We start from the raw sequence: 14,791 nt of genomic DNA, 5'->3' as shown, positions 1-14,791 counted from the left end.
GCGCTACGCCGGGCCCGGGGCGCCGAGGCCGGCCAGCTCGCGGGCGCGGAGCATGACGGCGTCGGTCATCGGCTCGGTCAGGCGGCCGGTGAAGGTGTTCTGCTGGCTCGGGTGGTAGCAGCCGATCAGGGCGAAGCGCTCGCCGAGCAGCTCGGCGCCGTGGCCGAATCTCGGCTTCGGACGTGGGATCGGGTCGCCGAGGGCGGCGCGCAGGCGCAGGGCCACATCCCAGGCGAAGCCGCCGAGGCAGAGGATCGTGTCGACGCCGCCCAGCAGCTTCAGCTCCCGCTCCAGGTACGGGAAGCAGTTGTCGCGCTCGGACGGCTGCGGCTTGTTGGCTGGAGGGGCGCAGCGGACGGCCGCGACGACGTAGGCGCCGTGCAGCGTCAGGCCGTCGTCGCGCGAGACGGACTGCGGCTGGTTGGCGAGGCCGCAGCGCCACATCGCGGCGAACAGCCAGTCGCCCGAGCGGTCGCCGGTGAAGATCCGACCGGTGCGGTTGGCGCCGTGGGCGGCTGGGGCGAGGCCGAGCACGAGGATGCGCGCATCGGGATCGCCGAAGCCGGGCGCCGGGCGGCCCCAGTACTCCTGGTCGCGGAAGGCCGCGCGCTTGACCTCCGCCACCTCCTCGCGCCAGGCCACCAGCCGTGGGCAGAGCCGGCACTCGACGACCTCGGCCGTCAGCGCCGCGAGGCCGGCGACGTCGCCGCCGGGGCCGGCCGCGTTGCCGCACGGGGCGGCGGCGTCAGCGTTCACGCCGTCATTGTCGCCGCTCACGCGGCGGGCGGCGGCAGCTGACCGCCGAGCAGGCCGGTCGCGAACCGTTCGATCACCGGCTGCAGGTCGAGCGGGTGCGCCGGCTGGCCGAGCCGCACCTGCCGCGACGCCAGCTCGACGATCGCGCCGACGATCGCGAACGCGTCGTCGGGGGTGGAGAAGCGCGGCAGCCCGGTCGTGCGCGCCATCCGCTCGTTCTCGCGATCGACCACGCGCGCGAACCGCTCGAGGATCTCGTCGCGTCTGCGGGCCGCGGCCGGCCCCGCGCCGATGATTTCGACCAGCAGCGTCTGCGCCTCGTTGGGGAACTCGACGAGAGCCATCAGGAACGCTCTCATCCCCTCGCGCTGACGCTGCAGCGGATCGTCGCCGGCCGCCGTCGCCGCCTGCACGATCCGTGCGATCAGCACGTCCCAGGCGTAGTCGAACAGCGCGATGATGCACTCCTCCTTGTTGGCGAAGTGCTCGTAGAAGGTCGCCTTCGACATGCCGGCGGCGCGGCTGATCGACTCGGCGCTGGCGTCGGCGTAGCCGGTTTCGGCGAAGACGGCCGCGGCTGCCTCGAACAGGCGCTCGCGCTGGAGGTTGAGTCGGACTTCGAGTGGAGGGGCGTGCCGCCCGCGCGGAATGGCGCTGCGGCGGCTGGTGCGATCGGAACTGGCCATCCTGGGATCGACATCAGTCTAACTCGGCGAGGCAAACGAACGCACTCGCGCGAACGCGAGCGCGCCAGATAAGTCAGGAAAAGTCGAGTGGTGGGCTATCCGAGCGCGCGGCCGTACTGGCGCTCGTAGTACTCGCGGTAGTCGCCGGAGCGGATCGGCTCCCACCACCAGGTGTTCTCGCGGTACCAGTCGACCGTCTGCTGGAGGCCCTCGGCGAAGTGCACGCGCGCCTCCCAGCCGAGCCCTCTCAGCTTCTCGGACGAGAGCGAGTAGCGGCGGTCGTGGCCGGGGCGGTCGGTGACGTACTCGATCAGCGACTCGTCGTTGCCGGTCGCGGAGACGATCCGCTTGACGACCTCGATGTTCGGGCACTCGTCGGGTCCGCCGACGTTGTAGACCTCGCCCGCTCTGCCCTGCTCCAGCACCTGGCCGATGCCGCGGCCGAAGTCGGTCACGTAGAGCCAGTTGCGGACCTGCATGCCGTCGCCGTAGACCGGCAGCTTGTCGCCGTGGAGCGCGTTCAGCACCATCAGCGGGATCAGCTTCTCCGGGTACTGGTACGGACCGTAGTTGTTGGAGCCGCGCGCGATCAGCGTCTCCAGCCCGTAGGTGTGGAAGTAGCTGAGCACGAGCAGGTCGGCGCCGGTCTTCGTCGCGCTGTAGGGCGAGGACGGCTGCAGCGGCGACTCCTCCGTGAAGGAGCCCTCCTCGATCGAGCCGTAGACCTCGTCAGTCGACACCTGCACGTAGCGGATGCCGGCCTTGCGGGCGGCCTCCAGCAGCACGTAGGTGCCCTGGCCGTTGGTCGTGACGAAGGCGTCGGGCTCGGCGATCGAGCGGTCGACGTGCGTCTCGGCGGCGAAGTTGACGATCGCGTCGACGCCCTCGATCGCGTCGGCGACGGCGGCCGGGTCCTCGATCGCCCCGTGGACGAAGCGGACGTCGTCGATCACGTCGTGCAGGTTCTCCCTGCGGCCGGCGTAGGTCAGCTTGTCGAGCACGACGACCTGATCGCCGTGCTCACGAACGCGGATGCGGACGAAGTTGGAGCCGATGAAGCCGGCTCCGCCGCAGACGAGCAGCTTCACGCGTGCACCTCTCGTGCGTGGAGATAGTGGGCAAGGCCCTGCTGCCACGGCGGCAGCAGGGGGGTCTCGGCGCGCTCGCTGAGGAGCGCGCTGAAGGCGGGGCGCGGCGCCGGCCGCGGCATCTCCGCGGTCGTGCACGGCAGCACGCGGCAGTCGACGCCGGCCTGGCGGAAGATCTCGCGCGCGAAGCCGTTCCACGAGACCGGCTCGCCGCCGCCCGCGAGGTGGAAGACGCCGTCGGCGCGCGCGGCCGAGCCGACCGCCAGCGCCACCAGCGCCGGCGCGAGGTCGGCGGTCGCGGTCGGGAAGCCGATCTGGTCGTCGACGACCGTCAGCTCGTCGCGCTCCCCAGCCAGCCGCAGCATCGTCGCCGCGAAGTTCGGGCCGTGGACGCCGAACAGCCACGAGGTGCGTGCGATCGCATGCGAGCCGCCGGCGGCGGCGATCGCGCGCTCGCCGTCGAGCTTGGTCGCGCCGTAGACGCTGCGCGGGCCGGTCGCGTCGGACTCGACGTAGGGCGCGGCGCCGGGCGCGCGGTCGCCGGCGAAGACGTAGTCGGTCGAGACGTGGACGAGCCGCACGCCGGCCGCGGCGGCGGCCTGCGCGAGCAGGCCGGGCGCGGTCGCGTTGACGGCCGCGGCGCCGTCGCGGTCGCGCTCGGCGCCGTCGACGTCGGTCCAGGCGGCGCAGTTGACGATCGCGTCGGGAGCGGTCCGCTGCACCGCCGCCGCGATCGCCGCCGGATCGGTCACGTCCAGCTCCGCGCGCGGCAGCGCGAGCGGCTCGTGACCGGCGGCGCGGGCGGCGTCCGCGACGTCCCGTCCCAGCATCCCCGCCGCCCCCGTGATGAGGAGGCGTGCGCTCAAAGGATCCCGATCTCCGAGTTGTCGCCGACCATGAAGCGGAAGGCGCGCGGCTGACGCGGCGCCGGATGGATGCGCACGTTGCGGCCGAGCAGCGACGACTCCATCCGCCCGTCGAGGTTGCGGACGGAGCTGCCGGCGAGCAGGATCGAGTGCTCGATCTCTGCGTTCTGGATCTCGACGTCGGCGTCGATCGCCGTGTACGGGCCGATGTAGCAGTCGGTCAGCCTCGCGCCGGCGCCGATCACGGCCGGGCCGCGGACGGTCGCGCGGATCAGCGTCGCGCCCTCCTCGACGATCACGCGCCCCTCGACGGTCGAGTCGACGAGGTCGCCGTCGATGCGCGGCTCGAGCGCGTCGAGGATCAGCCGGTTGGCTTCGAGCATGTCGTCGAGCCGGCCGGTGTCCTTCCACCAGCCGCGCACGACATGCGGCTCGACCCGCTGGCCGGTGTCGACCAGGTGCTGGATCGCGTCGGTGATCTCCAGCTCGCCGCGCGGCGACGGCTCGATCGCGCGCGCCGCGTCATGGATCCCGGGCGTGAACATGTAGACGCCGACGAGCGCGAGGTCGGTCGCCGGCTCCTTCGGCTTCTCGACCAGGCGCGTGACGGTGTTGTCGCCGTCCAGCTCCGCGACGCCGTAGTTCTCGGGGTCGTCGACCTGCGTCAGCAGGATCAGCGCATCGGGCTCGTTGGCGCGGAAGGCGCTGACGAGGTCCTCGATCCCGCCCTGCAGCAGGTTGTCGCCGAGGTACATCACGAACGGGTGGTCGCCGAGGAACGGCTCGGCCGTCAGCACCGCGTGCGCCAGCCCGAGCGGCTCGGCCTGCGGGATGTAGGTGATCTCGACGCCGAACTGTGAGCCGTCGCCGGCGACCTCGCGGATCTCGTCACCGGTCTCGGGGGCGATGATGATGCCGATCTGACGGATGCCGGCGGAGGCCATCGCCTCGATGCCGTAGAACAGCACCGGCTTGTTCGCGACCGGCACGAGCTGCTTGGCGCTCGTGTGCGTGATCGGCCGCAGCCGGGTGCCTTTGCCCCCGGACAGGATCAGTCCCCGTAGTTCGTTCATCGCTCTCCCAGCCTAACGGCCGGGAGATTTCAACGTTGCGAGGAAGCTCCTGTGCAGGAGCGCCCGCTCAGTAGACGCCGGCGAGCTTGCGGTGGTCCCAGGTGACCGGCGGCTCGGCCGCGACGAACTGCAGCGCGACCCGCTTCGGCGCCTGCGCGCGCACCATCGCCTCGACTTCGGGCGCCGGCTCGCCGCCGTCGCCGTAGCGGCTGAACAGCTCCAGCCCGAAGGCGGTGACGAGCTCGGGGTCGTGGTGCAGCCGCACGTTCGCCTTCACCATCACGCCGCGCAGCTGGTCGTAGGTCGTGCCGTCCTCGACCTGCAGCGTGACGCGGTCGTCGCGCTCGAGGTTCTTGACCTTCTGCGATCTGGCGTACGTCCACGCCCACAGCTCACCGTCGCGGACGGTGTACCAGAGCGGCATCAGGTGGGGCCAGCCGTCGCGCCCGACGGTGGCGACGACGACGGTGCGCTGCTCGTCGAGGAAGGCGGCCAGCTCCTCCTCGCTCATGCGGATCAGGTCGCGGCGGCTCATGGCCGGCGAGCCTAGTCGATCGCGACCGACCGTCAGGTCGGTTCAGACCCTCGTGAGGCGCCCGGCGGCGGCGCGGACGGCGTCGCGCGCGTCCTGCGGCTCGAGCACGGCGGCGTCGCCGGCCTCCTTCAGCACCTCGCGCACGAGCCAGTCGACGCCGGCGAAGCTCAGCTCGACGACGACCGCCCCGTCGGCCAGCTCCTCGACGACGGCGCGCTCCTCGCGCGCCCAGCGGGCCCGCTCGGGCGAGATCCACACGCGCGCTCGCCTCGACGCCTCGACCTCGCCGGTGCGGGGCCAGCCCTCGACGTCGCGCGAGGGGTCGACCTCGGGCCGCGGCGCGAAGGTCGCCTCCTCGACGGTCGCCTGCTTGACGCGGTCGAGGCGGAAGTGGCGGACGCCGCCTCTGGCCGGGTCGTAAGCGGCGACGTACCAGCCCTCGCGGCCGTTGATCAGCGCATACGGCTCGACCGTGCGCTCGGAGAAGAGGTCCTCGTTCTCCTTGTAGTACTCGATCGTCAGCAGCCGCCGCTCGTGCACGGCGGTCGAGACGCTGCGGGCGATGCCGGCGTCGCCGCCGCCGACTCTGGCGACCTGGAGGCCCTCTCTGACCGGGTCCTCGCCGAGCGCCGCGACGACCTTCTCGCGGACCGACGCGAGCGAGCCCTCGGGGATGTGCTCGCCGATCAGGTCGATCGCGGCGACGAGCGCCTTCGCCTCGACCGGCAGCAGCCGCGCCGGGCGCGCGAACGAATCGCCGTACGCCTCCGGGTCGGCCTCGATCATGCCGTCCTCCTGCACCTCCGCGTAGAGGACGTAGGAGCCGGCGCCGAAGTTGACGACGTTCAGCACGCCGATGTCCTCGTTCAGCTCCTGCTCGCTGATCTGCAGCCGCTCGCAGACCTCCGCGGCGGGGATCCGCTGGCCGGCGCGGCCGGCGGTGATCAGGATCGAGGCGAGCGTCACCAGCCGCGCGAACCGCTCGGGGCGGATCGCGGCGGCGTCGCGGCGGCCGTTGCCGTTGCCGTTGGTCTCGGCGGCGCGCTCGACCGGCGCGACCGCCGGCGCCAGCTCAGGGCCGTCCGCGGAATGCCGTTCGAGCAGCAGCGCGAGGCGCGTGTCCAGCTCCTCGACCAGCTCGGAGGGGGAGAGGATGCGCGCGTTCTCGCCCAGCCCGAGCACCCATGCGACGAGCTGGCGGGCGTTGGCGTAGTCGGTCACGAAGACGCGGTCGTCGCCGTCGCCCTCGCCCGCCTGCGGCGCGCGGAAGCCGCCGTGGCGGCCGAAGTGGCGTTCGATCTGCCAGGCGATGCGGCCGGCGATCCAGACCTCGGCGGTGCCGACCGTCTCGCCGAACTGCCACGGCACGCGATTGGCGTAGGTGCGCGGGTCGAAGTCGTCGGGGCGCTGGAAGTCGTGCTCGGCCTTGGAGGCGTAGGCGACCTTGCCGCGGATCCGCGAGAGGCGGAAGACGCGGATCGCGTCGCGCTCGTGCGCGCGGCCGAGCAGGTAGAACTGCCCGCCCTCGAACAGCAGCTGATACGGATCGACCTTGCGCGTGCCGAGCTCGTCGCGCTGCATCGTGTAGTAGTCGAAGACGATCGTCTTGCGGCGGAAGATCGCCGTCTCGATCTTCGCCAGCCGCTGCGACAGGTCGTGGCCGCCGGCGGAGGCGGTGATCCCGAGCGCGATCGTGCTCTGCTCGGCGGTCGCGAGCGGGCTCGGCCGGCCCCACGAGATCTGCTGCAGCGCGAGCCGCAGCGGCTCGGCGTAGGCGAACTCGCCGTCGAGCAGGCTGAGCGCGGTGTGCAGCCCGGCCAGCTCCTCGTTCGTGAACTCGATCGCCGGCAGGTGGAAGTTCTCCGGCGGCAGCGAGTAGTTCTCCTGCTCCGCGAGGCCCTCGACCGGCTTGTCGACCGACAGCTGGATCCCGAGTGCCTCCAGCTCCGAGCGGTCGGCGTAGAAGCGCCGCGCGAAGGCGTCCTCGTTCATCGCGCTGTAGCCCTCGACGTCACGCCGGATCTCGGGCGCGGTGACGGGCCGCCGCTCCGCCATCAGGTAGCTGATGAGGGAGAGCTGGCGGATCAGCTTCTCGGTGTCCTTCGCCATGTGGTCGCGACACTGTAGTCAGCGGCGCTTCGCCGCCTTCCTGATGGTGCCGTATGTCGCGCGCTATTTGCGGCTTTTTGTGGGTGGGAACCAGGCGCTGGAGCCGATCGCCCGGTCCCACCCCGACCATCGCTCACCGTCGGGCAGCTCCTGCTCGAGCCGATCGAAGCTGCCGAGCTTGCCGCCGATGTTGTCGACCATGTGGACGAGCGTCGCCTCGCGCGTGACCGGCACGACCGGGCTGCCGTGGGCGAGCGTGCCGTGGTGGCTGAGGACGATGTGCAGCAGCTGCTCGGCACGCTCGGGCGGGAATCCCGGCCGCGCGCCGATCGCGGCGCGCACGCGTTCGCTGCCGAGCACGATCTCGCCCTGCAGGCGGCCGGCGTCGGTCAGCTCGATCGTCTCGCGCTCGCCCTCCTCGCCGGCCTGCGTGACGACGACGTAGGTGTCGAGCTTGCCGACGTCGTGCAGCAGGGCGCCGGTCAGCGCGAGGTCGCGGTCGATGCGGGGGAAGATCGCCGCCAGCGCGGCGACCCCCTGCGCGACCAGCAGCGAGTGCTCCAGCAGGCCGTGGCGCCGCGCGTGGTGGAGGCGCTTCGCCGCCGGCGCGTCGCGGAAGCGCGGCCAGGTCGGGCTGGCGGGGCCGAGCAGGTCGTCGAGCAGGCCGGCGAGGTCGCGGTCGGCGACGGTCGCCAGCAGTTCTCGCAGCTGCTGCTCCAGTTCCTGCGCGTCGGGCAACGTCATCGGTCGGCTCGACATTAGCCCCGGCTGCGGACGCGGCCCTACGCGCGCTCGGCGTCCTCGGCGAGCGCGGGGCGCAGCTCCCGCCGCGAGCGGATCCGCAGCTTCAGGTACGCGTTGCGGAGATGGAACTCGACCGTCTTGGTCGAGACGAACAGCGCCTGCGCGATCTCGCGGTTGGTCAGCCCGCCGGCGGCGAGGTCGCTGACGCGGCGCTCGCTCGGCGTCAGCGCCTGGACGCCCTCCAGCGCGGGCCGGCGCGGCCGCGCGCCGGCCGCGATCAGCTCCGCGCGGGCGTTGGCGGCGAGCCCGTCGGCGCCGCAGCGGTAGGCGGCGTCGAGCCCCAGCCGCAGCGTGTCGCGCGCCGCCGACTGCTGGCGCGCGCGCCGCTGCGCGGCGCCGAGGTCGATCAGCACGCGTGCCCGCTCCAGCTTCGCCGGCGAGCGGTCGAGCGCCTCGACCGCCTCCTCCAGCAGCGCCATCCCGGGAGTTCCGCCGGCGACCAGGCCGGCGGCGCGCAGGGCGGTGCCGAGCGCGCGCGGCGCGCCCGAGATGCGCGCCCGCCGCAGCTCCTCGTGCGCCAGCTCGTGCGCCTCGCCGTCGCGCGCCAGTCTCAGCGCCGCGATCGCCGCCTCCGAGCGCCACGGCAGCACGCACGGCGACGAGGCCGGGATCGCCTCCAGCCGCCGGCCGCACTCCAGCAGCACTCTCAGCGCCGCCTCCGGATCGCCCGCCTGTAGCGCGACCCGTCCGCGCGCGAACAGCATCCAGTTGTAGGTGAAGGCCGCCGTCATCTGTCTGTCGGGCGCATGCGCGAGCTGCTCGGCGGCGCGCTCCGGCTCGCCGCGGTCGAGCAGCGCGAGCGCCGTGTAGCCGTGCGCGAACGGCCGCACGACCGCCATGATCGGCAGCCGCTCCAGCCCGCCTTCGAGGTCGGCGAGCGCGCCGACGACGTCGCCGCGCAGGTAGCGGGAGGTGCCGCGCAGCGTCGACATCGCGGCGAAGCCGACGACCGAGCCGCGCGTGCGCGCGTCGTCGAGCCCGGCCGCCGCCGCCGCGTCGGCCTCCTCCTCCCAGTCGGCGAAGTGGAGGCCGGCGACGGCCGCGACGTAGGCGGTGCCGTCGGCGGTCACGTCGGTCAGCAGCCCGCCGTCGAGCGCGCGCACGATCAGCTCCCGCACGCGCGCGTGCGGGACGTCGCCGAGCATCGCGTGCTCCGCCCCGCGCTGCGCCAGCAGCGCCCGCTGCGCCGGCGTTCTCGCCTCCTCGGAGATCGACAGCAGGTCTCTGAAGCGGGTCGCGGCGTCGGGGTGGTCGCGGTATTCGAGTCGCGCGGCGCTGATGTAGCCGGCCGCCAGCTCCTCCTCCAGCAGCGGGTCGGCGCCGTCGAGCAGGCCGAGCCCCTCGTCGAACGCCTTCGCGGCGCCGTCGTTGTCGCCGGCCGCGTAGAGCGCCTCGCCGAGCTGGGCGAGCGCACGGGCGCGCGCCTGCGGCTGGTCGAGCAGCGCGATCGCCTCGCGCAGCCGCTGCGGGCCGGTCGACCTGCCGGCGAGCGCGTCGGCACGGCCGAGGTCGATCAGCAGCTCGGCGCGCAGCGGGCGCTGCGGCGCCTCGTCGAGCGCGCGTTTCAGATACCCGGCGGCGACCTCGGGCGAGCCGCCGCGGAGCGCGCGCCGGCCGGCGCTGTGGAGGCAGTCGACGACCCACGGCTCGCCGGTCGGGAGCGTCTTCAGCAGGTGCGGCGCGGCCCGCTCGGGCTCGCCGTCGACGCGCCGCAGCAGGTTCGCCGCCTCGTGGTGGAGCTGGGCCCGCTCCGCCGCCGGTATGCCGAGGTAGACCGCCTGCGCGACGATCGGGTGGACGAAGCCGAGCTGCGCGGCCGGTCTCAGCACGTCGGCGCCGGCCAGCTCGTCGGCGGCGGCACGCGCCTGCGCCGGCGAGAGGCCGGCGAGCGCGGCCGCCTGCGCCAGCGGCGCGTCGTCGCCGAGCACCGCGACGGCGCGCGCCAGCGGCGCCGCGCCGGGCGCCAGCCGCTCCAGCCGCCCGGCCGTCGCGCGTTCGATCGTCGTCGGGCCGAGGTCGGCGAGCGCGTCCGCGTTGGCGGCGATCGGCGCCAGCTGCGACAGCTCCAGCTCGGCGATCAGCTCGCGCGTGAAGAACGGATTGCCCTGCGTCTGCGCCCAGCAGGCGGCGGAGAAGCCGTCGTCGGCCTGCGGCAGCGTCTCGCGCACGAGCGTCGCCGTCGCCTCGGCGCTGAGCGGCAGCAGCTGGCGCCGCACGGACGAATGCGTCTCCAGCGTCGCGAGCGCGTCGCCGCCGCTCTGCCGCGGCCGCGTCGTGACGACGATCAGCAGCGGCAGGTCCTCGCTCCGCTGGGCGGTGTACAGCAGCGCTCGCATCGAGGCGTCGTCGGCGGCGTGGGCGTCGTCGACGGCGAGCATCAGCGGCCGCTGCTCGGCGATGTTGGCGGCGACCCAGTGGAGGCCGTGCAGGAGCGGGAACTCGGGCGGCCCGGAGGCGTCCTGCAGCCGCACTCTGCCGCTCAGCGCCGCCTCGGCGTGGGCGGCGGCGCCGGCCAGCACGCGTCTGCGCTCGCGCGGGGTAGCGGTCGTCAGGTACGGCTCGAACAGCTGCAGCGCGACGCCGAACGGGTACTGCCGCTCCAGCTCGCCGCCGCGGGCGCGCAGCACGACCATCCCCTGGTCGTGGGCGTGGCGGGTGGCGTGCGTCAGCAGGTGGGTCTTGCCGAGGCCGGGCGCGCCCTCCAGCACGACGACGCGGCCGACGCTGGCGCAGGCGGCATCGATCGCCTCGCGCAGCGCCCCCAGCTCCCATTCGCGCTCCAGCGGCACCTGGTCGCGCGAGTGCGCGGTGGTGCGTCGGCGGGGCAGCGCCGCGGCGAGATCGTCCGGTTCGCCCTGTCGAACCTGTGGCACGCTCACAGGCCCACCTTATAGCTCTCACAGCTCGCTCGAAACGCAGTCACGACCGGCATCTGCCCCCTCCCCAGGGTCCACTTTCCCAAAGTCTAGGGGGATGAGCCTGGTGCGTGGGACAGTTTATCGGCGTTACGGTCTGCCACGGCAGAGGACGAGGCAGGGGAGAAGCACGAGACAACCAGCGCGGATCCACCTTCCAGCTCGCTCGACCTGTCAGCGATCCAGGTCGAGTGCAGCGGGTGGCAGCGCCGCTTCTCTCACTACTTGTCTTTCGTGCGCGACCGCCGGACACGGTGACACCCCCTCGAACCGTGCCGGCACGGGATCGGACCCGCCTGTACGCCCTGACGACTCGGCGGCGGGCGGGTCCTCCCGCGTGCTCCGTCGCGCGAACTCGGCGCGAACCCGCTCGTCTTAGTGTGACGTCTGTCACAATCTGTCGTGGAGAGTCCGTCCACGGCGGGTAGGAGGAGGCGTCATGGAACCGTTGTTCGAGCACCGCATGGAGTTCGCGGGGATCGAGACGCGCGTGCTCGAGCTGGAGGGCTCGGGCGAGCCGTTCGTGCTCTTCCACGGCTGGTCCGACAGCGCCGACACCTGGCGCCACGTGCTCGACCTGCTGGCGCGCCACGACCGCCGCGCGATCGCCGTCGACCTGCCGGGCTTCGGCACCGCCGGCCCGCTCGCGGCCGGGCCGATGCTGCCGCAGCTCGACGCCTTCGGCGCGGAGGCGATCGCGTATGCGGCCGCCGACATCCGCCCGGCGCGCGGTCGCGCTCGCGCCAGACGCGCCGCCGCCAGACGCGGTCGCGCCGGTCGCGCCCGCGCCCGCCGCGCGGTCGTCGTCGGCAACTCGCTCGGCGGCTGCCTCGCGCTGCGGCTCGCGCAGCGCGGCAGCGTGCGCGGGGTCGAGGTCGCGCGCGTCGTCGCGCTCGCGCCGGCCGGCCTCGAGATGGCGCCGTGGTTCCGCATCATCGAGCACGACCCGGTGCTGCGCGGCCTGCTGGCGCTGCCGGTGCCGCTGCCGGGGCGGGCGGTGCAGGAGGTCGTCGGGCGCGTCTACGAGGCGCTCGCGTTCGCGCACCCGCGCGCGATCGAGCCGGGCGTCGTGCGCGCGTTCGCACGCCACCATCCCGACCGCGCGGCGCTCGCGCGGCTGCTCTCCAGCGGCCGCAAGCTGCTGCCGGAGCTGCGCGACTGCCTCGACCTCGCGGCGATCGACTGCCCGCTGCAGCTGATCTGGGGCGACCGCGACCGGATGGTCTACGCCAGCGGCGCCGAGCGGGTGCTGCGCGAGGTCCCCGGCGCGCGCCTGGAGCTGCTGGAGGACACCGGCCACTGCCCGCAGATCGAGCGGCCGCAGCAGGTCGTCGAGCTGCTGCTGGGCGACGCCGCGGTCGCCGCCCGCGCCGCCTGAGACAGCGCCGCCGCGCGCCCGCGCGGCGGCGATCTTCGCGTTCGCGGCGGCTGCCTGCCAGACTTTCCGCGCGATGGACCCGATTCCCACGCCGGAGCAGCTCAGCGCCGCGGCCGCCAACGTCTTCGACCGCGTCATGCGCGGCGGGCTGGCCGACCTGCGGCCGCTGCCGTCGGCGATCGTCGACGAGGGCCCGCAGCGGACCGTGCGCCGCTTCCTGCGTCCGGGCGAGCCGGCCGGCGGTGCCGCCGCCGAGGCGTCGAGGCCGCCGGTCCTGCTGGTGCCGCCGCTGGCCGCGCCCGCGACCTGCTTCGACCTGCGCCGCGGCTGCAGCGTCGCCGAGCACCTGCTCGCGGCCGGTCACCGCCCGTACCTCGTCGACTACGGCTCGATCCACTTCGGCGACCGCAACCTCGGCATCGAGCACTGGATCGACGAGGTGATCCCGCAGGCGATCGACGCCGTCCGCCGCGATGCCGGCGCCGACGAGGTCCAGCTCGTCGGCTGGTGCCTCGGCGGGATCATGTCGCTGCTGGTCGCGGCCGAGACGCCCGGCCGCGTGCGCTCGATCGCGATGGTCGCGAGCCCCTTCGACACCAGCGCGGTGCCGTTGGTGGCGCCGCTGCGGCCGCTCGTCAACCTCGCCGGCGGCTCGGTCGGCACGGCCGCCTACAAGCTGCTCGGCGGCGCGCCCGCGCCGCTCGTCAAGCGCGTCTACCAGCTGGCCGGCTTCGACAAGTACGTGATGAAGCCGTTCACGCTCGCGACCAACCTCGACGATCGCGACTTCCTCGCGCAGGTCGAGGCGGTCGACCGCTTCATGGGCGGGATGCTCGCCTATCCCGGCCGCACCTTCGGCCAGATCTACCACCGCCTGCTGCGCCGCAACGACCTCGCGCAGGGACGGATCGTGCTCGGCGACCGCACGATCGAGCTGTCGGCGGTGACGGCGCCGGTGCTGTCGATCGCCGGCGAGGGCGACGGGATCGCGCCGGCGAAGGCCGTCCACCGCGTCGCGCAGCTGCTGCCGAACGCGCCGAGCGTGAAGATCGCGAGCGCGCCCGGCGGCCATCTCGGCGTGCTGACCGGCCGTGCCGCGCGGCGCACGACCTGGCCGCTGATCGACGACTTCCTCGACGCGACCGCGGCCGCCGACGGCGACGGCAGAGCCCGCCGCCACCTGCGCGCCGTCGCGTAGCGCCTTACAGCCCGACCGGGTGGCGGACGGCGAAGCCGGCGCCGCTGCGCGGGTCGGCCTGCCAGCGCGAGCCGGTCACGCGCAGGCCGCTGGTGTCGAAGCGCAGCCCGGCGACGTACATGTAGACGTGGCCGCCGTTGGCGTAGATCGTGATCCATCTGCCCGGCCCCGCCTCGCCCCACTGCGCGAGGTCGCCGGAGACGAGCGGCCGGTCGAGCAGCCCGGCGGCGGCGAAGGCGAAGCTGATCGACGCCGAGCAGTCGTAGGCGGTGTCGGTCCAGGTCCCGTGGCCGCCGCCGTAGCGGTACGGCAGCCGCGCGATCGTGTTGGCGGCCGAGATGATCGAGCGGACGACGTCGGGCGCGCCCAGCGGCGCGACCGCGAGGCCGTCCGGCGTCAGCGCGGCGCGATCGCCCGAGGGGATCCCGCTTCTCTCCAGCTCGGCGCGGATCTGCGCGTCGGTGAGCGGCTTCGCCAGCTTCGCCGGGTCGGACTCGTGCGCGCCCTCGTTGGGGTCGAAGTTCGTGCGCACGCCGGCGTCCGGGTCGACCGCCGTCGGGTTGCGCTGGAGCTGGTCGACCGCCTGCTCCTCGTACTGCGGCTGCTGCGGCGCGGCCGTCGTCCGCGGCGCGAGCTGGGCGCCGGTCGCGTCGCTCTCGCCGCTGGCGCCGCAGCCGCTGACGACGGCGACCCCGGGCACGGCGAGCGCGAGCAGGGCGGCGATGACGGGCACGCGCGGCTTCACCCATCGAGTATTGCAAGCCGGATAGCCCGGCCCGTCAGCAGCGTCTGAAGCGGTACCGTTGGCGGCCGATGTCGGCCCCGTTCCACCGTTATCGCGGCATGGCGCTGCTGCCGCTGGCCGCGCTCGCGGTCCACCAGCTGCGCTATGCGCTCGCGTTCGGTGCCGACGCCTCGCAGCGGCTGGCGGAGCAGGGCCACGCTTACCTCGGCTCGGTCGAGGCGGTCGCGGTGATGCTGTGCGCGGTCACGCTCGGCTCGTTCCTGACGCGCCTCGCCAGCGCCTGGACGAGCGGCGCTGCCGCCTCCGGCCCGGCCGCGGCCCGGCACGGGCTGCTGAAGCTGTGGGCGGTCGCCGCGCTCGTGCTGGCGGCGGTCTACTCGGGCCAGGAGCTGCTTGAGGGGATGCTGACCGCCGGCCATCCGCCCGGCCTCGAGGGCGTCCTCGGCAACGGCGGCTGGCTGATGGTGCCGCTGTCGGTCGCCGTCGGCGGCCTGCTGGCGCTGCTGCTGCGCGGCGCCCAGGCGGCGCTCGCGCTCGTGCGCGGCGTGCGCGCAGCGCGTCCTGCCGCGTCGCCGGCCGCGCCGGCCGTGCCGCGCCCGGCCACCGTCGCGCCACGCCGTCCGCGCGCGCTCGCGGGC

Annotated in this window: 12 protein-coding genes and 1 pseudogene; 3 read left to right on the top strand and 10 right to left on the bottom strand. The window is 73.9% G+C overall.

Going from position 1 to position 14,791, the window contains the following annotated elements; all coding sequences use genetic code 11:
* Nucleotides 1-3: 3 nt before the first annotated feature.
* The 9 genes from Q7L73_RS05425 to Q7L73_RS05385 all read right to left on the bottom strand — a co-directional run bounded on the left by Q7L73_RS05425 (nt 4) and on the right by Q7L73_RS05385 (nt 10,796).
* Nucleotides 4-756, bottom strand: a complete 753-nt coding sequence (locus Q7L73_RS05425) for a uracil-DNA glycosylase (protein ID WP_304686605.1) — start codon at nt 754-756, stop codon at nt 4-6.
* A 17-nt stretch (nt 757-773) separates the two neighbouring features.
* Nucleotides 774-1,442 carry a TetR/AcrR family transcriptional regulator gene (locus Q7L73_RS05420; protein WP_304686604.1) on the bottom strand — a complete coding sequence of 223 codons (669 nt, stop codon included), beginning with the start codon at nt 1,440-1,442 and terminating at the stop codon, nt 774-776.
* 95 nt (nt 1,443-1,537) lie between these two features.
* On the bottom strand, nt 1,538-2,530 hold the full coding sequence (gene rfbB, locus Q7L73_RS05415) for a dTDP-glucose 4,6-dehydratase (protein ID WP_304686603.1): 993 nt from the start codon (nt 2,528-2,530) through the stop codon (nt 1,538-1,540).
* Nucleotides 2,527-3,396, bottom strand: a complete 870-nt coding sequence (gene rfbD, locus Q7L73_RS05410) for a dTDP-4-dehydrorhamnose reductase (protein WP_304686602.1) — start codon at nt 3,394-3,396, stop codon at nt 2,527-2,529. The genes rfbB and rfbD overlap by 4 nt, the downstream gene beginning before the upstream one ends.
* Complete coding sequence (locus tag Q7L73_RS05405; RefSeq protein WP_304686601.1) at nt 3,393-4,469, bottom strand: glucose-1-phosphate thymidylyltransferase; 1,077 nt, start codon at nt 4,467-4,469, stop codon at nt 3,393-3,395. The genes rfbD and Q7L73_RS05405 overlap by 4 nt, the downstream gene beginning before the upstream one ends.
* Nucleotides 4,470-4,536: 67 nt before the next feature.
* Nucleotides 4,537-5,004, bottom strand: coding sequence for a pyridoxamine 5'-phosphate oxidase family protein (locus Q7L73_RS05400; protein WP_304686600.1), 468 nt, complete (start codon nt 5,002-5,004; stop codon nt 4,537-4,539).
* A 42-nt stretch (nt 5,005-5,046) separates the two neighbouring features.
* On the bottom strand, nt 5,047-7,113 hold the full coding sequence (locus Q7L73_RS05395) for a YafY family protein (RefSeq protein ID WP_304686599.1): 2,067 nt from the start codon (nt 7,111-7,113) through the stop codon (nt 5,047-5,049).
* 63 nt (nt 7,114-7,176) lie between these two features.
* Nucleotides 7,177-7,857 carry an HD domain-containing protein gene (locus Q7L73_RS05390; protein ID WP_304686598.1) on the bottom strand — a complete coding sequence of 227 codons (681 nt, stop codon included), beginning with the start codon at nt 7,855-7,857 and terminating at the stop codon, nt 7,177-7,179.
* A gap of 38 nt (nt 7,858-7,895) precedes the next feature.
* The gene (locus Q7L73_RS05385) at nt 7,896-10,796 is read right to left on the bottom strand and encodes an AAA family ATPase (protein ID WP_304686597.1); all 2,901 of its coding nucleotides are present in this window, start codon (nt 10,794-10,796) and stop codon (nt 7,896-7,898) included.
* A gap of 475 nt (nt 10,797-11,271) precedes the next feature.
* On the opposite strand from Q7L73_RS05385, the gene Q7L73_RS05380 reads away from it, so the two are divergent.
* Both Q7L73_RS05380 and Q7L73_RS05375 read left to right on the top strand, forming a co-directional pair.
* On the top strand, nt 11,272-12,210 hold the full coding sequence (locus Q7L73_RS05380; RefSeq protein ID WP_304686596.1) for an alpha/beta fold hydrolase: 939 nt from the start codon (nt 11,272-11,274) through the stop codon (nt 12,208-12,210).
* Nucleotides 12,211-12,283: 73 nt separating this feature from the next.
* Nucleotides 12,284-13,408, top strand: coding sequence for an alpha/beta fold hydrolase (locus tag Q7L73_RS05375; protein ID WP_304686595.1), 1,125 nt, complete (start codon nt 12,284-12,286; stop codon nt 13,406-13,408).
* Nucleotides 13,409-13,412: 4 nt separating this feature from the next.
* Here the strand turns inward: Q7L73_RS05375 and Q7L73_RS05370 are convergent, their stop codons facing one another.
* A complete protein-coding gene (locus Q7L73_RS05370; RefSeq protein WP_304686594.1) occupies nt 13,413-14,153 on the bottom strand; it encodes a hypothetical protein in 741 nt (246 codons plus the stop codon).
* A gap of 68 nt (nt 14,154-14,221) precedes the next feature.
* Here Q7L73_RS05370 and Q7L73_RS05365 point away from each other — a divergent pair.
* Nucleotides 14,222-14,791: pseudogene (locus Q7L73_RS05365) on the top strand (hypothetical protein); the annotation flags it as partial.

Source organism: Conexibacter sp. CPCC 205762, assembly GCF_030646155.1.
Lineage (GTDB): Bacteria > Actinomycetota > Thermoleophilia > Solirubrobacterales > Solirubrobacteraceae > Conexibacter.
Note: the sequence above shows the minus strand (reverse complement) of the source record. Positions and strands in the feature narration are given on the sequence as shown.

Coding starts and splice junctions, on each gene's coding strand:
- Q7L73_RS05420 (WP_304686604.1), bottom strand. CDS start 1,442: ATGGCCAGTTCCGATCGCACCAGCCGCCGCAGCGCCATTCCGCGCGGG.
- Q7L73_RS05405 (WP_304686601.1), bottom strand. CDS start 4,469: ATGAACGAACTACGGGGACTGATCCTGTCCGGGGGCAAAGGCACCCGG.
- Q7L73_RS05400 (WP_304686600.1), bottom strand. CDS start 5,004: ATGAGCCGCCGCGACCTGATCCGCATGAGCGAGGAGGAGCTGGCCGCC.
- Q7L73_RS05395 (WP_304686599.1), bottom strand. CDS start 7,113: ATGGCGAAGGACACCGAGAAGCTGATCCGCCAGCTCTCCCTCATCAGC.
- Q7L73_RS05390 (WP_304686598.1), bottom strand. CDS start 7,857: ATGACGTTGCCCGACGCGCAGGAACTGGAGCAGCAGCTGCGAGAACTG.
- Q7L73_RS05380 (WP_304686596.1), top strand. CDS start 11,272: ATGGAACCGTTGTTCGAGCACCGCATGGAGTTCGCGGGGATCGAGACG.
- Q7L73_RS05375 (WP_304686595.1), top strand. CDS start 12,284: ATGGACCCGATTCCCACGCCGGAGCAGCTCAGCGCCGCGGCCGCCAAC.